We start from the raw sequence: 22,528 nt of genomic DNA, 5'->3' as shown, positions 1-22,528 counted from the left end.
TATTTAAAAAGACATAAGGCTTAGCAACCGAGTATATTCACTTAAAAGAGCTTCCCAAACTTGCTGCTGCTCATATCTACTAGTGATAAATGTTCGAGCATTCGATTTTAATTGATCGTATAACAAAGGGTTATTTAGTATTTCTTCCATTGCCTCTTCAAAAACTTCAGCATTTTTAGCGGGGACAATGAGTCCGTTTTTACCATTTATAATAATCTCATTACTGCCATTGATATTAGTAACTATACAAGGCAATTCCATTGCTCCTGCTTCTAAAACTACGTTAGGGAATCCTTCGCGATAACTCGGGAAAACAAAGCAATTGGCGATAGCTAAATATGGACGTACATCCGTTTGCTCGCCTGTTTCTATAATATCGGGAGAGGTTTCTATCTGAGTAAGGGTTTGGGGCAACAATGGATCTAAATGGGGCTCTTTTCTTCCTATCAACAGTAATTTGACAGAAGAAGATGTTTTTTGTTTCAGTTTTTGAAAAGCGTTAACTAACTCATTAATGCCTTTATCGCCTACTAATCTACCCACAAAGATAAACACAAAATCAGTTGGAGTAATACCTAATTTTTTCTGTAATTCTTTTCTTTGTGTTTCAGAGAGGTGATGAGGCGAAAAAAACTCAGTATTTACGCCATTAATATTGCCATTGGCTAAAACTTTTAGAGGTTTTTGAGTAATATGAAATCGTTGTAAATCTTTTTTAACACCTTCTCCTTCAGGGTATATATCAGTTGCCGACCAGCATAATAGTTTGTCCATTGCTATAAGAAGTTTCTGTATTAAACCTTTGCGAGAAGGAAATATAAGTCCTGTAAAGGTATGTATACGAATAGGTACTCCTGCCATTTTAGCAGCTAGCATACTCAATAGCCCTGCTTTTGGGGTGATAGAATGTACTATGGTAGGTTTTTCTCTCTTAAATAAGCGATAGAGTTTGAACAAAGAAACAATATCTTTCACAGGAGAAATAGGACGTGACATTGTAATAGCAAAGGTTTTAACACCTTCCCGCTTACTAACTTCATCTAAATTCTTTCCTGCACCTGAAATAGCGGTTACCTGAAAATGGTTATTGAGAAATTGTAATTGTCCTTTTAGTAAAGTATTCAGAGAAGAGGACACTGTGGTTACTCTAAAGAGTTTTGTTTTCATCAGCAATAAGAGGTATAAGGTTTAATAGAAGAGATTTTGATATTGCGCTTGTTTACCAACCATTGTTCTAAAGCAAAGATATGAGCAATTTTATATACAATTCCTTTGAAGAGATTTGCTCTAAAATAGTGTTTCCAGTAACTTTTGTTAGGATATTTACCAAGTATATATCCTTTACTCTGCTGAGCTAAAAAGTATTTTTTGTAATAATTATTACCTACTTCTCTATAGAAAAGCAAGGGCTCATTCAAACACGAGAAATTGTATTTTGAACAAGTGCGAAACCACAGCTCAGTATCTTCCATACGAAGGGCATTTGTATCGTATGGATTTTCTAAAAACCACTGCGTTTTAGCCATTATTGTGGGGTGTATAAACCCTTTTACTTGCTGTAGTTTAGGCTTAGAATCAACGGAGTATCGTGTGCCTATTACTTCGTTATCATCGTTGATGATATAAGCATTGGTTCCTAAAACATCTATTTTAGAGTGTGTTTCTAAGATTTCTATCTGTTTAGTAATACGATTAGGATGCATTATATCATCGGCATCCATACGAGCTAGATACTCACTTTTTACTAAGTGAGGAATCTCGTTAAGTCGTGTAGCTAAATTCTTATTTTTGCTATCTGACAACACTCTTATACGGCTATCTTTCTGGGCATAACTTTGAGCAATAGATAAAGAAGCATCAGTACTTCCATCATCTAATAGCAGTAGTTCCCAAGCGGTATAGGTTTGAGAGAGTACCGATTCTATCGCTAAGGCTAAGTACTTTTCAGCGTTGTAAAAAGGGATAGCTACGGTTACCATTTATGAATGTTTAAGAGTGTTATACAGTTCAAATAAAATATATATCAGAGTAAAAGAAGCTATTAGAGCTGTTTTAGGTCTAAAATCTTTGGAGAGATAAGGTAGCGCCAATAGCGGAATAATTATCCAAGCGAAGAGCCCCCAACGGTCAGAATAAGGGATTTGAAACGCCATAAAAAAGAAAAAGCTCACACTTGCATAGTATTTCAAAAGCATATCATAATGGCTTTTCCAGTGTTCTAATAGCATAAAGGATTGGTTTCTGATATAAAGTCCTGTGACTAAGAAAAGAGTTGTAAAGGCTACGAACTGAGGTTTGAAGCCTACGTGATATAAGTCATCGTCATTTATAAAATAAGTAGTAAATCGTCCTGAGTCTTTTTGCAAGACAACTTCCATTATACTGGCTATATTCACAAATCCTATATTCAGATAAGCTAAAACAATTCCAAGCAGGTATAAAGCTAAAAAATAATACAATGGTATTTTTTTAGCTACTATTTGCAAGACCAAAAATACAACAATTGGAATAATAGAAGTAGTGTGAGTGATAAAGGCTAACAATAAAAATAAATAACAACTATAATGTTTTCTTTGCCATAAACTATAAGCAAAAACTAAAAACGCTAAAGATAAACCTTGTCTGATAATATTAGTAGCCAAACTATAGGAAAAAAACATTGACAAGAATACAAAAAAAGCAAAAAAGGTGTTAGCTTGGTATTGAGCACTCAAATTCTTCAAAGCATAGGCTATAAGTCCATAAAAAAGAACTGCTACCACTAATAAAAAAACTGTAAAAGGAGCTCCTATACTGTTTAATATTGTCATCAACCAATTAAACATTACCTCCGCTTTTACTAAATAAGGAACATCTCCCGCCATCCAGTAGTAATAATTAATAGTGTCTGTTCCTACTGTTACATCTCTAAACCCTACTATAAACACAAAATAGGTTACAAAGAAAGGTAAAGCATACAGCACAAAACAAGGCAAAACATATTTCGTGATAAGTGCAGGAACTTTATCTTCTCTATGTCTATCTATTTGATATGCCCAAACAAGTGCTATAATAGCCATCATTGTATAACCAATGTTGTACAATAGCTTGAAATAGGCTTCTGAAATTCCTAATGGTGTAATCATATTTCTTTACTTTTACAGATAATTTGTTTCACATCTCTTGCATACAAGCTTGCAAAAAATAAACCTATCACTAAACTTTTTAAAATAAAAGAGAGGTATAAATTAGATAGTTCAATATCTTTTGTAAGGTATGTTATCAACAGTAAGCACACAAATATAACAGCTACTTTCAGCACACTAAATAACTGATGTTTAAAAACCCCTTTAAGCACTTTATTAAGAGAAACACTCACCCAAAGGAACATTACTACACTATGGATTACAATTCCATAGAGTAGCCACTGAAAACTTTCACAATAGGCGACTAAAAGAACGGGAATAATAAGTAGTTTCCCGATCAGTTCTATGCGTAAATATTGGTCAGTATTTCCTAAAACAGCAAAATAGTCAATATCTAAGTTATAAAGCACTATAAAGATTCCTGAAAGGGAAAGAATTTGTAATATTGAGATACTTTCAGACCATTTGCTTGAAAGAATGATAAGGATTATTTCTTTGGAGGCAAAAAATAGTATACAAGTAATAAAACTTACTAATAAGAATGTAAGCTTCTCAAAAGAGAAGAACTTATCAGCTTTAGCTTTTAGGTTCTCTTCTTTAGAAAGTGTTGAAAAGCTCACTTTTTTAACAATAGTAGAAATATTGGAAGAGAACAAATCACGAAAGGTAACAGCCCGAGTGTAATAGCCCAAAGCACTTGTACTGAAAAATTTACCTATAAACACATAGTAAATATTTGTTTGCAAAATATTTAACAGATTTGAAAATAGTAAATTTCCACCATACAAAAACAACTGTTTAAACGATTGCCACGAAAACAGCCAACTGGGTCGCCATTTGTTTAAAATCCAAAAAAGGAACACTGTAATAGCTTCTCCAATAAGGACTCTATACAACAAACTATATACTCCCCAACCTCTTTGTGCCATTACAATAGCACAAACAGCACTAATAGCTACTGAAATGAGAGAAACAATAGCTATTTTCTTAAATGCTAACTCTCTGATGAGTATGGTACGATGTATAAGTTCAAAAGAAACTAACACAATATTAAGCCCCAGTAACTGTAATAAAGGCTTAACAGTAGGATTAGTAAAAAATAAAGCTATTTCTCCTGATGAAATATACAAAAGTAGATATAAGAAGATAGAAAAGCCTATGTTTATAAAGAATATAGTGCTATAATCAGTTTGAGTAGTATTTTTTTTATTGATAAGTGCTGCCCCAAAGCCTCCCTCTATGAAAACATTTGTTACAGTAATAAAGAAAGTAGCAATACCAATAAGTCCAAAATCTTCAGGTAAGAGGATACGAGCCAAAACAATTCCTACTACAAAATTCAATATTTGTTGCAGGAAGTTATCTACTGAGCTCCAAAAAAGATGCTTAAAAGAATTGCTGTGTAACATTTAAAAAAATGATTCTCTACATTAAGTAGTTAAACCGCAAAAGTAGTAAGTCTCGTTCAAAAAAGCAACAAAAAGTGTATTTTATTTTTTGAGTGTCGATAAAAAGCGGGCTGGATATTCGAAGAACATCATAAGATGTCGAAAGAGTTTTTTAGGTAAAAGAGAAAAGAGAAAATAGATATGCTCAGCTTATACAAAGCTTATACAAACCTTGGACGATTGATATATAAAACGTATATAAACAATTGAATATGAATAGTTAAGAATCAATAATTTTTTACAATAAAAAGCGTTTTTATGCAGAAATTTAAAAAGTAATCGTAAGTTGATTAGCTATTTTAGTGATTAGTAGTATGATGATAAGAGATTGATGAAAACAAAAAACTTTGCCAAAAATCTAATAGCCTATCGTGCTACGATTTTTAGCAAAGTTTTATTCAATCTTTATAATTGCCTATGAGGCTCCCACTACCCTGAGTAAGTGTGAACACTCATTTGTGCCGTTGGGAGGTAATTGACTCCAAACCAACAGATGAGCAAGAGTATGAATGCTACTCCTACGATAATAAAACTCTGGAAGGGTTTCTTTTCTTTGTGGTTGTACTTGTGGTGCAAATATACCAAATAGCCGAGCCAAGTGATAAATGCCCACGTTTCTTTAGGATCCCACGTCCAATAGTGTCCCCAAGCTTCTTTTGCCCACAAGGCGCCGAAGAGCAAACCAAAAGTAAGGAATACATAACCAATTTTGATGAGCTGGTCGGTGACTAAGAACACTGAATGGACTTCTTGTCCTTTTTTATAGCGATAGATGCCGTAAAAAGCTGTGAGTGAAGCCATACCGAGCATCGCATACGCAAAAATATACACGATTACGTGCGGAATGAACCACACACTTTGCAAGGCAGGCATCAGGGCTTTGTTCATCGTATCGGGGTGGGTGTAAGTGAGTACTACAAACACAATCCCCATCACAGCCGAGTAGCTGAGCATCCATTTTTGGCGATAGAGCAAATAAATAGCATAGCCAATGAGTCCCATAAAGAGAGAATACCAAATACGGGTTTCGGCCAAAGTGCGCAAAGGTGGGCGCTCTAAGTTTTGCCACAAGGCAATGATAAAGCCACCAATGGTGAGGGTTGCCACCAAATGACTGGCGATGCTCACCATCCTAAGCGATTTGTTCTTACTGTAAATCAGCGTGCCTGAGAGTAGCCATAAAGCTACTGTAATATAAGTGATTAGATTAAAATAATGCCACATATTTCAATTGACAATTGACAATTAACAAATTAGGGTTTAGGGGTTAGGAGATAGGGTTGTACCTTTTTTGCTTTTTACTTCAAAGAGGAGAGCGATACCACCGGCGAGGAGTAAGAAAATACCTACATACACCACGGGTAACCAAGGGTCGGAGATGAGTTCTACTACACTGAGTTCCGACCAGCGCCCCATACGTTCGTCATAACTCACTTGATAGATACGCCAACCGCCAACGCTGATAGGGTGATTGACTTCTATTTTTTCTTCGAGTATTTCGTCGCTACCTTTTTGGTACACCAATACTTGCGATTGGAATTTGCGCGCTTCGGCAGGAGCCATTACCAAAGTATGTTCTTGGTCTAACGCAATAGCACGAGGTGAAAGTTGGAAATTACCCGCAGCTATCCAATCGGTTTTTTTAGAATGAGTGCGGAGGTCTTCCACGGTTACTTTAGCCGCATTGGTAGCGCCCCACATCGCGTGGTTGATATAAGTGCTATCAGTATCAGGGATTGCCTTTTCAAGGTATTGATGGAGGGTGATTTTCCAATTGAGCAGGGTCATACTCTCACCTTCTTTTTCGAGCATAAAGCCCATAGGTTTTTCTTTAGGTAAAGCCGAACCACTTGTGTCAATCACAAACAGTTTGTTAGGATAAATATCAATGCTGAACTCTTTGAGTTCCATAGCCAAAGGCAGTTCCACCATTTGTTGGTCTTCCGTAAAGGCACGCCACTCAAGTTTATCCTTATAGAGGTTCATTTTGAGGCGCACCACATCGCCTTGGCCTAATACCCCTGCAAACATCGTAAGCCACAAGCCAAAGTGGTTCAAGAGGAAAGGAATATTTTTGCGCTGGTAGACCATTGAGCGTTTGAGGATGGAGAACCAAAGGTTCATCAGCGCCAGTACGAAGATAATGCCAAAATACCAAGTTTTGGTAAGGTCGTCCAAGCCTAATTTGCCTACAAAGCTATTGGTGACCTCGTGAGGATTCACATTAATACTTCCCAAGCCAATGGTAAGCACCCCAAGGGTTACGACCGTAACAATGGCAAAAGGCGCTGAAGAGCAGCGGACGATGAAGTTCGTTTTTCTAAAAATAAAATATACAGCGGTAGTGAGTACTACAAAGGCAAAGCCCCCAATAACATTGTCGGGGAAGCTAAACCAAGCTTTGCTCATACTCCCCAAGGAGAGTTGCAAGCCAAGACCTACGAGGAGGGAAATACACGCTACCAAAATAGCGAAAGGATATTGTTTCATTAGTTAGGTAAAAAGTAGGGGCGAATTACTATCCGCCCCATCATTATAGTTATTCTTTATTACAGCTCGTGTCGCTGACAATGCTCGTGTCGCTGACACCACTACTTTTGGGTTACTAATCTGCCTTGTTCTTTAGCTTCTTTGATCCATTTAGGAACAATAGTTTCCAAGAAGCGTTTTTTAGCGGCTTCTTCTTTAGGAATATCTAAGCCTATTTCTTTTTGGGCTTTAGCCTTAGTGCTGATATCAGGCATTACGAAAGCTGTTTTGACACCTAATTTTTCTTTAAGCACATCTAAGTTGTTTTCAGCTTGCATTGCATAAATCATACCATCGCTAAGTAAACGTTCAGATTCAAGAGGAGCGTGGAAAGCAGCGCCGTGAGAAGAGTGTACCATATCCCAACGCCATTGTGATTTACGGATAAGCGCTAAAGTAGGTTTCATTTGTTCTTCAGTAGCACCATTATCCCACAAGAATTTAGCTTTGAAGTGAACTTTAGCTAATTGTTTCTCAAGTTTCATACGCAATCCATACACAGCATCTTGGCGATCATATACATTCTTTCTAAGTTCTTCTTCACTTTGACGGTGACAGGTTTGGCAACTTGCTGAGATATTGCGCAATGGGCTGCTAATGTGGTGATCAGTAAATTTCACAGCACCATCAGTTTTATAAGGCATATGGCAATCGGCGCAAGAAACCCCACGCTGACCGTGGATGCCCAATTGTGAAAGTTCATAGTCAGGGTGTTGTGCTTTCAGGATAGGGGCACGGCTCACTTTGTGAACATAGTCTGTCCAACCTTCGTTATCGTAGTACTCTTCCATTTTCTCAACAGTCATACCTTTATCCCAAGGGAATGTGAGGTATTTTTTATCTCCTTTAAAGTAATATTCCACGTGGCATTGCGCACAAACGAGAGAGCGCATTTCTTGGTGAGAAGCTTTGTTGATATCTTTACCTTGACGCTGAAAAGCCTCAATGAGTGCCAATTGGCTCACTTGGAGTTTCATTGTTTTAGTTTCGTGGCAAGTAGCACAACCGATAGGGTTCACAATTTGGCTACCCCATTGATCCCAAGGCGCGCTGTAATAAGTTTCAGCACCTACTTCTTTGATGAGGCGAGGCACATCGGGACTTTTACAAGTCCAGCAAGTACCAGGTTGAGGAGAGTGGGTAGAATCGGTAGGGGCACCAGTACGGAGGATTTTAGTAACGTCTTCAATAGCGTGCATATGTCCACGAGGGGCGTTGTACTCTTTAGAGAAAGCGTAACCTGCCCAAAGGATTACCATTTCAGGGCGCAATTCGAGCAAATCATCATCGTGACTGCTCATATACTTTGAACGGAAAGTAGTGTCGGCAGTAGCTGCCCAAGAGGCGTACTGGCGAGGATAAAACTGCTCATAGAGTTCGTTACGGCATTCTCCTTCTTTGAGGTTATTACCGCCACGAGCTATCAATTGAGCCTCCGTTGATCTGTTCATTATAGAGTTAGCCAATAGTCCTAATAAGAAGGTAACTACTGCTAACAAACCTGCAATTAACCAATGTTTCTTTTTCATCGCTGTATAAATTATATTTCGTTTTTTTTAATTTGTTGATTTTTCTCTGTTTTTCACCATATTATCGAGCCAATCAGGAGTGTTAGTTGGCATATTGTCAATAATAGGCACGGGGGAGTGAGGTGCAGCATTGAGGCCACGCACGCGGCTGTGAGGTACATCGCGGTGGCAGTCCCAGCATAGGCGCCCGTTGTCAGCGTGTGCCATTTCGGCAGTTACCTTGCCCGCTTGCACTTCGCTTACCAAATCGCTGTGGCAACGGATACAGTTCTCTTGCACTACCTTTTGACCAGGAGCGTGCATCTTGATGACTTGAGGCTCAAGCCGAAAGGTGAACATAGTAGCGTGGCGAAGCCCATCGTTCGCTTTAAAATAGTACTTGCGAAATATGTTGTCGTGAGGCACGTGGCAATCGTTACACACAGTATTCCGTCCGTGCGACGAGTGAAACCACGTAGCGTACTCAGGCTCCATAATATGGCAGTTCACACACGCCTTGGGGTCGTCAGACAGATAGGAATGCGCTTTCGAGATATAAAATATATATCCACCAAGCCCTATCAAAATCCCTACTAAGGACGGGATGATAAATCGAAACCATCGTCCTTTTTTAGTAGTTTTGGTGTCGTTTTTTATTGTCGCCATTATATAAAAAAATAATTTTTCGTGTCTTTTCGTTGCAAATGTAAAATGGTTTCCTTACATTTGCAAATGAAAATAAGGACACAACCCTATTTTATTGTTGTTCTAAATAAGAAGAACTATTCTTTTTACTTATTATCAACAACTTAACTCATTTTAACCGTAAAATATTTAAAAAACACTATACCAATGAAAAAACATTTATTATCATTTTTTGCTTTGGGCACCGCTTTCGCTTTATGCCCCTCTTTAGCAACAGCGCAGGTAGAAAATCCGCCTGCCCCTAATGAAGGTGTTCCTCCTCCACCACATCCTATGGAAGAGATGATGACACCCCCTCCGCCACCTCCTGCCGATAACGAGTTTACCCTATCGGCACAAATTCGTCCGCGTTTTGAGTACCGAAACGGGGCTTACAAACCTTTAGTAGAAGGTGAATCGCCTGCTATCCTTACTAACAACCGCTTGCGATTGAACTTCGACTATAAGCACTCCGACCGCCTACACCTATATGTATCACTACAAAACGTGAACGTCTGGGGACAAGCTCCACAAATCCAAGCCGTTGATAGAACAGGCGGGATGTCTGTTTTCGAGGCTTACGCCGAATTCCCTCTTGTGAATACCCTTAGCGCAAAAATAGGTCGCCAAGTCATTGCTTTAGACGACGATCGCATTTTTGGTTCGCTTGATTGGCATCCTGCAGGACGTAGTCACGATGCCGTGAACCTCAATTGGACACCTTCCGAAAAATGGACGCTCCGCGGTTTCTTTGCCTATAACCAATCGGGAAGCACCACTACCCCTACACTAAATGTCAATACCCCCAGCGGACAGCATTTTACCCCAGGTCTTGGACAGGATTACCAACACTTGCAAGCCCTTCACGCTCACTACAGCATCAGCGAAGCTCACCAGTTGTCGCTCTTGTTCGCTAATTTAGGTTACCGCACTGACGATAGTGCCGACCAAAATATGCAAACTTTTGGTGCGCACTACACCGGCAAAAGTAACCAATTGAGTTATGGCGCTTCTGCCTATATGCAAACTGGTAAAAACGCCTCTGGTGCCGACAAAAGCGCTTATATGTTTGCCGTGAACGCAGGCTACAAGTTCTCTCCTATCTTCGGTCTTACTGCTGGGGTTGATTATCTCAGTGGCAACGCTTCCGATGATACTTCTGGTAAAGACAAAAAATTTAACCCATTCAGCGGTACCAATCACAAGTTCTACGGCTTTATGGATTATTACTACGTAGGTTTCACTCCTGAGTATGGTTTGTTGAACCCTTACCTCACTGCCAACGTGCGCACTGGCGAAAAGAGCAACCTCAGCGCTACTTATCACTTCTTTGCGCCTGCTGCTAAGTTCAAAACTGACAAAACGTATGGTAACTACGGTAGTGAAATCGATTTGGTCTACAACCTAAAAGTACAACCTTACATCGGGTTACAAGTAGGTTACTCCACTTATTTTGCTAACGAGGGTACCAAAGCCCTCAAAGGTACTGCTAACCAACGCGGTTACCAAGATTGGTTCTGGTGTAGCCTAAACATCAATCCTAAATTGTTCTCAGCGATATTTTAATTTTGTTGAACTATAATAAAAGAGGTAAGAATTGCGTCAGCATTCTTACCTCTTATTTTTTTTACCATTTTTGCCTATAAAATAATCTCTAAAAACCCCTTTGCAACACTACACCCCCTCCTTATCTCCGCTTTTCTTTCATCTTACCTTTGTCCTAAAAAACACTCTGTTTCTCCCACATCGCTTTGTAAGTCGTCTCTCGTGCCAAAAGCTCTTGATGGGTACCTTGCTCTATAAGCCGTCCGTTTTTTAGCACCAAGATAGTATCGGAATGAGCGATAGTGCTCAAACGGTGAGCAATCACTATCAGGGTTTTACCTGTTCTTTTCAGCTCGTTAAGAGTTGCTTGTATCACCTGTTCCGAATCTGTGTCTAATGAGGAAGTTGCCTCGTCTAAAATTAGTATTTCAGGATTTTTGTAAAGGGCGCGAGCAATGGCAATACGTTGTCGTTGCCCCCCGGAAAGTTGTGAACCATTCTCACCCAAATGCGTTTGAAATCCATTAGGTAACTGCTCAATAAACGAAAGAATTCCAAGTTGTTTTGTGAGGTCTATCACTCGTTGCATATCAGGAAAATCTTCTCCAAAAGCTATATTTTCAATTACATTCCCCGAAAAGAGGTCTATTTGTTGAGGTACTACCCCTATAAGTGTCCGCAAAGAGTAATGCGATAAGTATTGTACCTCATAGTCTCCTATAGTTATTTTTCCACTGTTTACAGGGTATAAATTCTGTATAAGGGTAGCAAGTGTTGTCTTTCCACTACCGCTTTCTCCTACAATTGCCGTTGTTTTCCCTTTTTGAATAACACACGAAAAATCTTTAAACACTTCCCTACGTGAGCCATAACTAAAAGTTACGTTCTCAAAATTGATATTACCTATTTGTTCAGCAGTAAGTTCTATCTTATCTGTTACTTCCTCTTGTTCTAAATCCATTATCTCAAACAAGCGGTCAGACGCAATTAAGGCGTTTTGTATAGATTTATTCATACCTATAAGCTGTGAAACAGGACTCGTAAAGTACCCTATTAAAGCGTAAAACGATAACAATTCACCAGGAGTTATCTCTCGGTCTATCACGTAGCCAGCTCCTACCCACAAAAGTACAATGGTAAAAATTCGAGAAACAAACTCCGACGCATTCCCCGAAAACAAACTATTTAAGACCGATTTATAAATTGTTTTAAGCAAAGTGGAGAAATGTATATCCGTTTTGTTATTCGCGTAAATTTCAGCTCCGAATTGCTTTATTGTCTTTACAGCATTAAGCGATTCTACCAAATGCGATTCGAGCTCAGCACTCTCTTCCATCATCCGGCGTTCCACTTTTTTGTTAAGCCAATTCGTAATGATGTAAATACCCAAGTAAAACGGAATCACCAAAGCTACAATAAGCGCTAACTTCCAATAGTATGTAAACATCAGTGCAAACGAGAAAAGCACTATAAACACATTTACTACAATCTGAATAGACACATCGTTGATAAAAGTTCGTATTTTCACAGCGTCGTTCACTCGCGAAATAATCTCCCCCACTCGCATAGTGTCAAAAAAACGTTGTGGCAATTTCAGCAAGTGTTTATAGTAACCTAAAATAAGGTATTTATCTATCTTCTGCCCCGTTTGCAGGGTCAGTACCGACTTCATCACCCCTAAAAAGATCTGAAACAAAAGCAATACAATCATAATTACCGAAAGTAAGTTCAGTAAACGCCTATTGCCATCCACCAGTACATAGTCAGTAATTTTTTGAATGTAAATGGAAGTCGATAATCCTAAAAGAGTATAAAAAATAGCCCCTACAAGAGCTTGTAACAAAATGCTCCTATGCGGTTGTATCAGTTGGTAAAAACGCTGGTAAAGACTTGTTTTTTCATTGCGTTGTTCAAAATATTCGTTAGGTTCAAGTAATATCAGTACGCCTGTCCATATTTTAGCAAATTCCTCAGTAGTATAAGTTTCTATTTTCCCATAAGCAGGGTTCATTACCGAAATTTTCCCTTTGTAAATTTTATAAATAACCACATAATGTTGGTATTGTTCTTTGAAGATCGTATGAGCAATAGCAGGAAGAGGGGCTTGTGGTAAGTTTTCCAAGGAGGCTTTTACTCCTTTGGCATTAAAACCCATCTGTTCCAATCCTTGTATAAGTCCTAAAGCATTAGTACCTCGTTTATCTGTATGACATAGCTGTCGTATTTTAGCAATAGGCAACTGTAACCCATAATGTCCTGCCACCGAAGCCAAACACGCTGCTCCACAGTCACGCATATCGTGTTGCTTGATAAGAGTAGATAATTTCATAGGTAGCATATTAAATAAAGTGAGAATGAGTTGTGTTATTAGTAAATAGGGCAACTATATCTATATCTAATAACTGAGCAATTAAAAAAAGAGTCTTGACTTTTAGATGGCTATCCCCATTTTCTATTCTTGTGTAAGTAGAGAGGTCTATCCCTAATTTTTCAGCTATTTCTTCGCGTCTGTAGCGTTTTTCTTCTCTTTTTTGTCTGATTTTAACTAAGATTTTTTCAGTCCTTTCTGTAGCGTTTTGTATAATTTGTTCCATTGTGTAATTATTTTAATAGGACAAAGGTAGTAATAAAAATATAAATAGCAAAAAAAACTAAAAAAAGTATTCTCATAAAAAAAAAAAACTTTGTGTTGAAAATAATAAAATTTAATTCTTTTTATAAAGAAATATCGAAAAAATAACACTATAAAGCATTGACTTGTTGACAAATGCGTTTTTTGCACAAATTTTGTGCATTTTTTGCACTACACTTTTATGAAATCTGTTATATCTTTATAGCGAGAATTAAAAGCAAGTTGTGCATAGCTTTTCATACACTCAAAAACTAATTGTTACATTTTAACAAACTAAACAAAATGACAAAATCAATCAACAAACAAGTAGAAGCTCAAGGAGCGAAGAAATTTGACAGTTTTAAAGGTTTTCAAGAACTTAATTCTAAGGAATTAAGAAAAGTTGAAGGAGGAGGTTTTGGACCCTTTTATTGGGGGTTACTTAGATTCAATTGGGTTAGATTAAGTCCTGACTATCCTAAAGATAATTTTGTATGATTATTCTTATCCTTGCAATAATAGTAATAGATTTAATTTTAACTTCTTTTCTATGCTTGAAGTATAAAATTAAATTTTGGCAGTTAAAAAAGCTTTTAATTGCTTGGAAAAAAGAATTTGGATTTTAACTCAAAATAAAATAACAACTCAAGTACTATTTTTAATTCAACAAACTAAACAAAATGACAAAATCAATCAACAAACAAGTAGAAGCTCAAGGAGTGAAGAAATTTGACAGTTTTAAAGGTTTCCAAGAACTTAATTCTAAGGAATTAAGAGATGTTGAAGGAGGAGAAGGAGATGGATATCCTTTCTTTAAACTCACAGGTGCTTTAGATGGTATTCGCCATAATACCCATCTTTATCTTTTTGGATTAAAAATTTTTTAAACCTATTATTTAGGGCAAAGGCTTCTAGAAGCCTTTGCCCTTCATTTCTATTTTATGAAAAATATCTTATATCTTTTACTTTTTTATATTGGAGCTGTAAAAGCTCAAAACATCACACTTTTAGATAGCCTTACTCATTACCCTATTTCAGCTGTTGTTATAGAAAACAGCAAAGGTGAGATTAAGGGAATTTCTAATGATAAAGGACAAGTAAACATATCTAATTCATCAGATATTGTTTATACTTCCCACCTTTCCTATGAATCTAAAAAGTTAAATGTAAAAAATTTAAAAGAAAAACAAGAAATATTATTATCTCATAAAATCTATGAATTGCCAGAGGTTATTCTTAGCAAACAACAACCTGATTATATTTTGTTAAAGTGTTATATTCGCACTTATCAATATGCTGATAGCATTCCAATGTATTATACAGAAGGTTGGATAGATTTCTATCTTCCTAAAAAAGGAAATAAATTACAATATAACATTATTGCTATTAAAGCTTACGAAAACACAAAAAGCAAAAAATTACAAGTTCTTAAAAAAAGTCCTCTCTTTATGGGAAATAATGGTTTGTTCGACTTTATTGCTAATGAACATTTCCCTTTGGATAAAAATTATTCTCTGAAAAAGAAAAATGAGCAACAGTATAGCATTGTTTATCGTCAACAAGAAGGTGCAGGAAATATAGAAAAAAAGAATAATGAATACACCTGTTATTTGAATGCCTTATTCCCAAAGGATAGTATTAGGGGCTCTTTTGCTGGAAGAACAAATGTAATTAAGCATAAAGATGTCTACGAAAAATTTCCTGCAAGTATAGATTTTGAAGCAATTAATAGTACAGATTTTAGTATATATCGCTGTTTGATAGATATAAAAACCACATTCAAAAAAGACGCAATTTCTTTAACAAATATTTTTGAGATATATCCTTTCTTAAAGGAAGAAAAGAATAAATCCGAAGTGAAAAATGTAACTCTTAAAAGCGATTTTGGTAATTTTTTTCATTCCTTTAATACAACATATTTTAAGGACAAACAAACTCCTCTAGAGTTATCCTTGCCTTTTGAAAGTCTTTTAGAAAAAGATTTGGTTCTTTTACCTGAGAAAAAGAAGTAGCTTTCCTTTACATAAATTATTTTGTAGTAAAACTTAATTGTAATTAAATATGAAACTAACAACGTTATCATTATTTTTCTTTACTCTCACTGCATTTGCTCAAAGCAAAATAGTATCCAATAATGGCACACCCATCGAATATGTAAACATCGGTATTGTAGGCACTCACAAAGGTGCAATTAGTGATGCACACGGCAATTTCTCCTTAGAAAAATTACAGCCCAAGCCTACTGATAGTATTTACTTTTCACATATTAGTTACGAAAGAAGAGCTATTTGTATAAAAGACTTTCAGAATGATAAACCTATTGTCCTTACAGAAAAGGAAATAATGCTTGCACCTATAGATGTTTCAGCAAAAACAAAGCGGCTAAAAACTTTAAAAGGGAAAGGAGTTCGCTTTGTAGGGGCTATCCTATATTATACGCCTGAAGATATGAAAACGCAAGAGGAATTTCCTGAAACTATTGGTGATTTTGTGAATCTTAAAACCAATTGGGTTGCTACTGAATTTCATATTACTTGTATCAAAAATAACACTGAAAAAGCGGTCTTTCGCCTAAACTTTTTTCAGATGAACAATCAAGAAATGATTCCTTTGACTGAAAAACCTATCTATATCACCATTCCTAAAACTGAAAGTAAAATAGATGTAGTAGAGAAATTCAGAGTTCCTATCCCAAAAGGAAAAATATGGATAGAATTACAACCTATAGACATACAAGGAGAGGAAAAAGCTCGCATTGTTTTTCCAGCTTCACGTTCTTTAGGCTATGCACGCTACGATACTACTTTTGAAAAAATTCCTTTGGGTGCAGGACTTTCTTTTGCCATAAAAGGGTATGAATACGAAGTCGTAGAATAAACTTTTCTATTTCTTGTTTTTTCAAAATAAAGTTTTACTTTTGTAGCCAAATTATAAACACTATGTGGCTACGCACTTCGCTCTATCTAACCTATATCTATTACCGAAAACTTTTCCCAAAAGGAGATATCTTAACCATTGGGTTGCTGTTAGGAGTATTATGCTATGCCTTATATGCACTTTATCTGCATTATGAAAGTTGGCAATATGCACTTTGGAGTTTGCCCTTAGGAAGTTTTATGTATCATAATAATCGAAAAGATTTATCATTATTAAAAGTACATTCACATTATAGAGCAATTATCATTACTGAATATGTAATCGAAAACCTCCCTTTTCTCATTCTTATGCTCTTAAAAAAGGATTTTATAACAGCGGTTGCTATATCATTATCCTTCGTGCTCATAGGTTATTTACCTCAGAAAAACTTCACCCTAAAATATCCTTTCTCTCTCGCCGACCCTTTTTGGCATATTGCTTTTCGCAAGTATAAACTCATCTTAGGGCTACCCTTAGTTATTGCACTCATCATTATAGGAGCTGTTTATCAAAACCCTAACTTAGCTCTTTTTGCCTTAGCTCTTACCGCTTTCATCGGTTGTATCCCCTTTTTTGAAAGAGAGTTCAAAGCTCATATAAATGTTTCAGCCTATCGAGGAAAAGACTATTTATTACAGCAACTCAAAGCAGGAATATTGAATATATCCTTTCTTTTTGCACCTGTTTTCATCACTTACATCATTTGTTTTCACTGGCAATATACAGAAGTCTTACCTTTGTATATCAGTGTTCCTACCTTAGGTGTTCTTACCAAATACGCCTTTTGGAACAATTCTTTATGGCAAACTTTTGCTTTTTTAGCCGTAAGTATAGGTGCTATTTATATCATTCCAGTGATAGCAATCCCTTATTTTTGCCATTTAGCACTACAAACCATAAAAAGACAGCAATATGCTCAACATTTTCATTAAAGAAAAAAGTTATTCCGATAAACTAATTCTCAAAAACATACAGCTTTCTATTCCTCAAAACGGACTCTATGGGGTAGTAGGTAAAAATGGTGCAGGAAAAACTACTTTTTTCAAATGCTTGTGTAGTTTAACACCTTTCAAAGGGGAAGTAAGCTATCAGCAACAACCTTTAACGCCTCAACAAATCGGGTTTCTCCCTACCGAACCTTATTTATACGAGCACCTTACCGTAGAAGAGTTTTATAAGTTTTACAGCTTGCTATTGGATATAAAACCACAAAACACAATGCCTTTTGAAGTAAATAAAACTCTACTCATCAAAGAGCTTTCCACAGGAATGCGAAAAAAGTGTATTTCAATGCCGTATTACAAAAGCCCTACACCCTCTACATATTTGATGAACCATTTAGTGGTTTAGATATTACCTCGGTACTTCAAATCAAAAAATTGCTAAAAAAACTATCAGAGACTCATATCGTACTGTTCGCATCTCATATTTTAGAAACCTTATCAGATTGCAAAGAAATATACTTATTACACGAGGGAAATGCACAATTTTTTTTACCCTCAAATCTCAATAAAATTGAAGAATTTTTAAGTTTATAAAACTTTTTTAGGCTAAAAATTATTTATAATGAAACACCCTATCTATCTGTCTATCCTCCTACTCCTTACTACTGTAGTTGTTGCTCTGCCCTTTATCAAAGTGCCCATATCCGTATCGGCACGTGGGGTCATACGCTCTAATTTCGAAGATACAGAACTTACTGCTCCTGTGAGTGGTAGGGTAGTAAAGTGCTTTCTCTCTCAAAACAACCAAAACGTCCAAAAAGGTGACACCTTGCTCATTATCACTACAGAACTATTAGATACCCAGCGTCAGTTGGTCAATACTCAACAGCAAGACTACAACGCACAGTTACAAGACCTTACTACTTTAGTCTCTCATAAAAACACCCTCCTACAAACACAACAATACGCCCAAGAAAGAGCCGCTTTTTTAGAAAAAATAGGTCAGTTGCAAGCCCAATTATCTTTAGCTAAAAAGGAACTCGACCGTGCTAATCAGCTTTTTAGTAAAGATGTAATCGCTAAGGCTGAGTATGAAAAAATATACTATCGCCACGAAGAACTCTTGCGCCAAGTGCAAAGCACCCAGCAACAACAATACGCCCAATGGCAAGCTCAACGCACTGAGGTAGAACGCAAAATACAATCGTTAGAATCAGACGAAAAACGCATTAGCCAAGAGCAACAAAACTATGTGATAATAGCTCCTATCACTGGTACAATCACTCAATATAAGGGAGTTAGATTAGGTAATTTTCTTTCTCAAGGACAAGCAGTAGCTACTATTTCATCAGAACAAAACCTCATAGCCGAGTGTTTAGTTTCTCCTAAAGATATTGGTTTTATATATCCCTCACAAAATGTGCGTTTTCAAATAGATACTTACAACTACAATCAATGGGGGTTACTCAATGGTAGTGTGAAAGAAATAGATAAAAATCTTGTAGTAAATGAGCAAACAGGAGAAGGCTTGTTTAAAATACGTTGTGGAATCAGCAAAGGTTATTTACAACTGAAAAATGGCTATCGTGGTAATATAAATAAAGGAATGAGTTTTACAGCTCGCTTTTATCTTACCAATCGCACCCTTTGGCAACTCCTCTTCGACCGCACCGACGACTGGTTCAATCCTAATATAATTTAACGTTTACGCCTCACTTTTCTCTGCAACCACTGCGTAGTATCTATTCGTAAAATACCTTAACAAGGGTCGTAATCCTAATTTCTTCACGGGGTGCGTCCATTTTTCTCTATAAATAATACGAAAGCCCGCTTTCTCTACCAGCATATCCAATTGCCAATCCTCAAACTCGTGATAATGGCAGTCGCGCGGGTCAGACATATTGCGGTAAGCTTTGGCAAACCACAGGCGCAAAGGCACGGTAATGAGTATCTTGTCTGTAGGGATATTTTGCAAAACCGCTAAAGGGTTTACCAAATGCTCTAAGATTTCCAAGGCAGTAGTAAAGTCGGCTTTAAAGTCTTGCAAGGTAGTGGCTTCAAAATCCAAATCCTGCCCCGCAGTGTTGAGCACGGTATACCCCTCCTCTTTCATAATAGCTGAAAAAGGATTCTCTACCCCCACATCGAGGATAGTACTGCCCTGGGATGCATACTTTTTAAGAATACTCAAAGTCTTTTGATAGCGTTTTTTAGGAAGCGTTTTGTACATAATTAACAATAAGTGTTTTACCTTTTACCTCTTACCTTTTGCCTAACCTCAGTGTGCTTCCAGCCAGTTGTCTCCCACGCCTAAATCGGCGACAAGGGGCACGGCAAGGATAAAGGCGCTTTCCATCGCTTCTTTCACAAGAGGCTTAACAATGTCGAGCTCTGCTTTAGGCACGTCAAACACGAGCTCATCGTGTACTTGTAGCAGCATACGGGTTTGGAGTTGCTGGGCTTGTAACTGCTGATAAATGCGTATCATCGCTATTTTGATGATATCGGCGGCGGAACCTTGTATGGGGGCATTCACAGCATTGCGCTCGGCACCCCCGCGCACTACTTGGTTGTGGGAGTGAATATCGGGCAGGTAACGGCGGCGTCCTAGAATGGTTTCTACGTAACCGTGTTCGCGCACAAAAGCGATTTGCTTATCAACATACTTGCGTAGATTTGGGTAAGTAGCGTAATAGGTGTCGATGAGTTCCTTGCTTTCAGAACGAGAGAGGTCGGTTTGCGCCGAGAGTCCAAAAGCCGATACCCCATAGATAATCCCGAAATTCACGGTCTTGGCGTGACTGCGCTGTTCGCGGGTAACTTCTTCTAAAGGCACGTGGAACACCTTAGCAGCGGTGGCGCGGTGAATGTCTTCCTTGCGGAGGAAGGACTCAATCATATTGTGTTCCTCGCTGAGGGCTGCGATAATGCGGAGTTCAATTTGGGAGTAGTCGGCAGAGAGGAGCTGGTAATCGGCATTGCGGGCGATAAACGCCTTGCGCACCTGCTGACCGCGGGGGGTGCGGATAGGAATATTCTGCAAATTAGGGTTGTTACTACTGAGGCGACCTGTAGCAGCAACCGTCTGCATATAGGTAGTATGCACTCTGCCAGTGTGTTTATTCACCTCCAAAGGCAAGGCGTCTACATAGGTAGATTTGAGTTTCTGCACTTGTCGCCATTCCAATATATCGGCTACAATTTTATGCTTAGAAGCTAAGGGAGTTAATACTTCTTCGGAAGTAGCATACTGACCTGTTTTCGTCTTTTTGGGTTTGCCGTCAATCTTCAGTTTTTCAAAAAGAATATCACCCAACTGTTTCGGCGATGCCAAATTGAAGTTCTCTCCTGCTTGTTCGGCTATGGTGGCTTCAAGCTGTGCAATATCGGCATCTAAGGTCTTGGCGTATTCTTTGAGGAAAGGCACATCAAGGTTCACCCCTTCGCGTTCCATTGCAGCTAATACTTTGATGAGGGGCGCTTCCAAATCGTCGTACACCTTTTGGGCGTTCACTGGAGGCATTTGCGCTTTGAACACGTCTTTGAGCTGCCACGTTACATCAGCATCTTCCACCGCGTATTCTTTTACTTGTTCCAGGGGTACCGTGCGCATAGAGCGTTGTGCTTTGCCTTTACCGATAAGACTCTCAATGGTGATAGGGGTATAGCCCAAATAGGTCTCGCTGAGGATATCCATATTGTGGCGCATATCGGGGTTAAGCAGATAATGGGCTATCATCGTGTCGAATAGTGCCCCTTGTACCTCAATGCCATAGTTCTGCAATACTTTAATATCGTATTTCAAATTCTGTCCTACTTTAGCTATTTGGGCATTCTCAAAGAACGGACGGAATTGAGCGATAAGCTCCTGTGCTTCTGCTTTTTCTTTAGGGAAAGGCACATAGTGCCCTTTATGTGCTGACCAACAGAAAGAAATGCCTACCAATTCGGCTTCCAAAGCATTTACACTGGTAGTTTCGGTATCAAAACACACTTCTGTTTGTTGCAATAAGCTCTGCAACAAAAGCTGCTGTGCCATTGGAGTATCGGCTAATTGGTATAAGTGTGGGGTGTTACTGCTGTTTTTCTTTTCACTCACCAATTGCGGTTGCGCAAAGAGGTCACCTTGTACCGCAAACATATCCATTTGTCTATTCTTATTCACTACCGGTGTCGCTGGCACTTCAGGACGATAGGTCTTTAAAAAGTTTTGCAACAACTGACGAAACTCCAACTCGTCAAATATCTTCCCTACAGCTTCAAAATCGGGTTCTGACATTGCAAAATCGGCTTCGTCAAAGGTGACGGGCACGTCCAACATAATGGTAGCCAACTGTTTTGATAAAAGCCCTTTATCCTTGTTGTTCTCAATATTCTCGCGCAATTTACCTTTGAGTTGGTCGGTATGGGCGAGTAAGTTCTCCATAGAACCAAAGTCGGCAAGTAGTTTTTTAGCAGTCTTCTCCCCTACTCCTGGCAGTCCAGGTATATTATCTACCGCATCGCCCATCATTCCGAGTAAATCAATTACCTGCAAAGGGTTTTGCACCTCGAATTTCTCTTGCACTTCCTTCACGCCCCAAATCTCTGTTTCGTTACCCGAGCGCGCAGGTCGGTACATAAAAATATTGTCGCTTACCAATTGGGCGTAGTCCTTGTCTGGGGTCACCATATACACTTGGTAGTCTTGGGCTTCCGCTTGTTTGGAGAGTGTCCCAATGATATCGTCGGCTTCATAGCCTTCTTTTTCAATAATCGGAATATGCAAAGCAGTGAGAATTTCGTGAATATAAGGTATTGCCAACCGAATCGCCTCTGGGGTTTCCTCCCGATTGGCTTTATAGTCGGCAAAAGCTTCAGTACGCGCCACGCTACCTCCTTTGTCAAAAGCGACTGCCAAGTGGTCGGGGCACTCCTTTTTAATCACCTCAAACAAAGAGTTCACAAAGCCGAGAATAGCTGAAGTGTTCAATCCTTTGGAGTTGATACGCGGGTTTTTGATAAAAGCGTAATAGCCCCTAAAAATAAGGGCGTAAGCGTCGAGTAGGAAAAGGCGTTTTTTCATTTAACAGTTATTTTTATGGCGCATTAGGTTAGATGCTTCTTTCAGTTCCTCTCAAACCTAATCGTATCCATATTTTTGTGCAAAGGTAACAAAATAATTGTAATATCCGATTTTATTCGTACTTTTGGCGCAAATATAATCTAACCATTAATA

At 38.1% G+C, this 22,528-nt stretch carries 20 protein-coding genes; 8 read left to right on the top strand and 12 right to left on the bottom strand.

Features of this window, described 5'->3' with window-relative positions; all coding sequences use genetic code 11:
* Positions 1-3: 3 nt before the first annotated feature.
* The 8 genes from RCZ04_RS01555 to nrfH all read right to left on the bottom strand — a co-directional run bounded on the left by RCZ04_RS01555 (position 4) and on the right by nrfH (position 9,276).
* Positions 4-1,167: a glycosyltransferase family 4 protein gene (locus RCZ04_RS01555; RefSeq protein ID WP_460484176.1), complete on the bottom strand. Its 1,164-nt coding sequence runs from the start codon at positions 1,165-1,167 to the stop codon at positions 4-6.
* Positions 1,167-1,979 carry a glycosyltransferase family 2 protein gene (locus tag RCZ04_RS01550; RefSeq protein ID WP_460484175.1) on the bottom strand — a complete coding sequence of 271 codons (813 nt, stop codon included), beginning with the start codon at positions 1,977-1,979 and terminating at the stop codon, positions 1,167-1,169. Before RCZ04_RS01550 ends, RCZ04_RS01555 begins: the two co-directional genes overlap by 1 nt.
* Positions 1,980-3,125, bottom strand: coding sequence for an EpsG family protein (locus tag RCZ04_RS01545; RefSeq protein ID WP_460484174.1), 1,146 nt, complete (start codon positions 3,123-3,125; stop codon positions 1,980-1,982).
* The gene (locus tag RCZ04_RS01540) at positions 3,122-4,534 is read right to left on the bottom strand and encodes a lipopolysaccharide biosynthesis protein (RefSeq protein WP_460484173.1); all 1,413 of its coding nucleotides are present in this window, start codon (positions 4,532-4,534) and stop codon (positions 3,122-3,124) included. Before RCZ04_RS01540 ends, RCZ04_RS01545 begins: the two co-directional genes overlap by 4 nt.
* A 468-nt stretch (positions 4,535-5,002) precedes the next feature.
* The gene (gene ccsA, locus RCZ04_RS01535) at positions 5,003-5,797 is read right to left on the bottom strand and encodes a cytochrome C assembly family protein (protein WP_460484172.1); all 795 of its coding nucleotides are present in this window, start codon (positions 5,795-5,797) and stop codon (positions 5,003-5,005) included.
* Between the two features lie 36 nt (positions 5,798-5,833).
* Complete coding sequence (locus RCZ04_RS01530) at positions 5,834-7,063, bottom strand: cytochrome c biogenesis protein ResB (RefSeq protein WP_460484171.1); 1,230 nt, start codon at positions 7,061-7,063, stop codon at positions 5,834-5,836.
* A gap of 101 nt (positions 7,064-7,164) precedes the next feature.
* Positions 7,165-8,631, bottom strand: a complete 1,467-nt coding sequence (nrfA, locus tag RCZ04_RS01525; protein WP_460484170.1) for an ammonia-forming cytochrome c nitrite reductase — start codon at positions 8,629-8,631, stop codon at positions 7,165-7,167.
* Between the two features lie 27 nt (positions 8,632-8,658).
* The gene (gene nrfH / locus RCZ04_RS01520) at positions 8,659-9,276 is read right to left on the bottom strand and encodes a cytochrome c nitrite reductase small subunit (RefSeq protein ID WP_460484169.1); all 618 of its coding nucleotides are present in this window, start codon (positions 9,274-9,276) and stop codon (positions 8,659-8,661) included.
* 186 nt (positions 9,277-9,462) lie between these two features.
* Here nrfH and RCZ04_RS01515 point away from each other — a divergent pair, with 186 nt between their 5' ends.
* On the top strand, positions 9,463-10,860 hold the full coding sequence (locus RCZ04_RS01515; RefSeq protein ID WP_460484168.1) for an alginate export family protein: 1,398 nt from the start codon (positions 9,463-9,465) through the stop codon (positions 10,858-10,860).
* A gap of 154 nt (positions 10,861-11,014) precedes the next feature.
* Here the strand turns inward: RCZ04_RS01515 and RCZ04_RS01510 are convergent, their stop codons facing one another.
* Both RCZ04_RS01510 and RCZ04_RS01505 read right to left on the bottom strand, forming a co-directional pair.
* Positions 11,015-13,168: a peptidase domain-containing ABC transporter gene (locus RCZ04_RS01510; RefSeq protein WP_460484167.1), complete on the bottom strand. Its 2,154-nt coding sequence runs from the start codon at positions 13,166-13,168 to the stop codon at positions 11,015-11,017.
* Between the two features lie 10 nt (positions 13,169-13,178).
* A complete protein-coding gene (locus RCZ04_RS01505; RefSeq protein WP_454989919.1) occupies positions 13,179-13,433 on the bottom strand; it encodes a helix-turn-helix domain-containing protein in 255 nt (84 codons plus the stop codon).
* Between the two features lie 320 nt (positions 13,434-13,753).
* Here RCZ04_RS01505 and RCZ04_RS01500 point away from each other — a divergent pair, with 320 nt between their 5' ends.
* The 7 genes from RCZ04_RS01500 to RCZ04_RS01470 all read left to right on the top strand — a co-directional run bounded on the left by RCZ04_RS01500 (position 13,754) and on the right by RCZ04_RS01470 (position 19,012).
* Complete coding sequence (locus RCZ04_RS01500; RefSeq protein WP_460484166.1) at positions 13,754-13,948, top strand: bacteriocin; 195 nt, start codon at positions 13,754-13,756, stop codon at positions 13,946-13,948.
* Between the two features lie 182 nt (positions 13,949-14,130).
* Positions 14,131-14,337: a hypothetical protein gene (locus tag RCZ04_RS01495; protein WP_460484165.1), complete on the top strand. Its 207-nt coding sequence runs from the start codon at positions 14,131-14,133 to the stop codon at positions 14,335-14,337.
* 54 nt (positions 14,338-14,391) lie between these two features.
* A complete protein-coding gene (locus tag RCZ04_RS01490; RefSeq protein WP_460484164.1) occupies positions 14,392-15,462 on the top strand; it encodes a hypothetical protein in 1,071 nt (356 codons plus the stop codon).
* A gap of 49 nt (positions 15,463-15,511) precedes the next feature.
* Positions 15,512-16,327: a peptidase associated/transthyretin-like domain-containing protein gene (locus RCZ04_RS01485; protein ID WP_460484163.1), complete on the top strand. Its 816-nt coding sequence runs from the start codon at positions 15,512-15,514 to the stop codon at positions 16,325-16,327.
* 62 nt (positions 16,328-16,389) lie between these two features.
* Positions 16,390-17,298: an ABC transporter permease gene (locus tag RCZ04_RS01480; RefSeq protein ID WP_460484162.1), complete on the top strand. Its 909-nt coding sequence runs from the start codon at positions 16,390-16,392 to the stop codon at positions 17,296-17,298.
* Positions 17,279-17,716 carry an ATP-binding cassette domain-containing protein gene (locus RCZ04_RS01475; RefSeq protein WP_460484161.1) on the top strand — a complete coding sequence of 146 codons (438 nt, stop codon included), beginning with the start codon at positions 17,279-17,281 and terminating at the stop codon, positions 17,714-17,716. The genes RCZ04_RS01480 and RCZ04_RS01475 overlap by 20 nt, the downstream gene beginning before the upstream one ends.
* A gap of 216 nt (positions 17,717-17,932) precedes the next feature.
* Positions 17,933-19,012: an HlyD family secretion protein gene (locus RCZ04_RS01470; protein ID WP_460484160.1), complete on the top strand. Its 1,080-nt coding sequence runs from the start codon at positions 17,933-17,935 to the stop codon at positions 19,010-19,012.
* 3 nt (positions 19,013-19,015) lie between these two features.
* Here RCZ04_RS01470 and RCZ04_RS01465 read toward each other — a convergent pair whose 3' ends face one another.
* A complete protein-coding gene (locus tag RCZ04_RS01465) occupies positions 19,016-19,540 on the bottom strand; it encodes a class I SAM-dependent methyltransferase (protein WP_460484159.1) in 525 nt (174 codons plus the stop codon).
* Positions 19,541-19,588: 48 nt separating this feature from the next.
* Positions 19,589-22,375, bottom strand: coding sequence for a DNA polymerase I (gene polA / locus RCZ04_RS01460; protein ID WP_460484158.1), 2,787 nt, complete (start codon positions 22,373-22,375; stop codon positions 19,589-19,591).
* Positions 22,376-22,528: the final 153 nt, after the last annotated feature.

It is taken from the genome of Capnocytophaga sp. HP1101, from assembly GCF_054772415.1.
Note: the sequence above shows the minus strand (reverse complement) of the source record. Positions and strands in the feature narration are given on the sequence as shown.

Bases quoted from the DNA above. Each gene is read 5' to 3' on its own strand.
- RCZ04_RS01555 (WP_460484176.1), bottom strand. From the start codon at position 1,167: ATGAAAACAAAACTCTTTAGAGTAACCACAGTGTCCTCTTCTCTGAAT.
- RCZ04_RS01550 (WP_460484175.1), bottom strand. From the start codon at position 1,979: ATGGTAACCGTAGCTATCCCTTTTTACAACGCTGAAAAGTACTTAGCC.
- RCZ04_RS01545 (WP_460484174.1), bottom strand. From the start codon at position 3,125: ATGATTACACCATTAGGAATTTCAGAAGCCTATTTCAAGCTATTGTAC.
- RCZ04_RS01540 (WP_460484173.1), bottom strand. From the start codon at position 4,534: ATGTTACACAGCAATTCTTTTAAGCATCTTTTTTGGAGCTCAGTAGAT.
- ccsA (WP_460484172.1), bottom strand. From the start codon at position 5,797: ATGTGGCATTATTTTAATCTAATCACTTATATTACAGTAGCTTTATGG.
- RCZ04_RS01530 (WP_460484171.1), bottom strand. From the start codon at position 7,063: ATGAAACAATATCCTTTCGCTATTTTGGTAGCGTGTATTTCCCTCCTC.
- nrfA (WP_460484170.1), bottom strand. From the start codon at position 8,631: ATGAAAAAGAAACATTGGTTAATTGCAGGTTTGTTAGCAGTAGTTACC.
- nrfH (WP_460484169.1), bottom strand. From the start codon at position 9,276: ATGGCGACAATAAAAAACGACACCAAAACTACTAAAAAAGGACGATGG.
- RCZ04_RS01515 (WP_460484168.1), top strand. From the start codon at position 9,463: ATGAAAAAACATTTATTATCATTTTTTGCTTTGGGCACCGCTTTCGCT.
- RCZ04_RS01510 (WP_460484167.1), bottom strand. From the start codon at position 13,168: ATGAAATTATCTACTCTTATCAAGCAACACGATATGCGTGACTGTGGA.
- RCZ04_RS01505 (WP_454989919.1), bottom strand. From the start codon at position 13,433: ATGGAACAAATTATACAAAACGCTACAGAAAGGACTGAAAAAATCTTA.
- RCZ04_RS01500 (WP_460484166.1), top strand. From the start codon at position 13,754: ATGACAAAATCAATCAACAAACAAGTAGAAGCTCAAGGAGCGAAGAAA.
- RCZ04_RS01495 (WP_460484165.1), top strand. From the start codon at position 14,131: ATGACAAAATCAATCAACAAACAAGTAGAAGCTCAAGGAGTGAAGAAA.
- RCZ04_RS01490 (WP_460484164.1), top strand. From the start codon at position 14,392: ATGAAAAATATCTTATATCTTTTACTTTTTTATATTGGAGCTGTAAAA.
- RCZ04_RS01485 (WP_460484163.1), top strand. From the start codon at position 15,512: ATGAAACTAACAACGTTATCATTATTTTTCTTTACTCTCACTGCATTT.
- RCZ04_RS01480 (WP_460484162.1), top strand. From the start codon at position 16,390: ATGTGGCTACGCACTTCGCTCTATCTAACCTATATCTATTACCGAAAA.
- RCZ04_RS01475 (WP_460484161.1), top strand. From the start codon at position 17,279: ATGCTCAACATTTTCATTAAAGAAAAAAGTTATTCCGATAAACTAATT.
- RCZ04_RS01470 (WP_460484160.1), top strand. From the start codon at position 17,933: ATGAAACACCCTATCTATCTGTCTATCCTCCTACTCCTTACTACTGTA.
- RCZ04_RS01465 (WP_460484159.1), bottom strand. From the start codon at position 19,540: ATGTACAAAACGCTTCCTAAAAAACGCTATCAAAAGACTTTGAGTATT.
- polA (WP_460484158.1), bottom strand. From the start codon at position 22,375: ATGAAAAAACGCCTTTTCCTACTCGACGCTTACGCCCTTATTTTTAGG.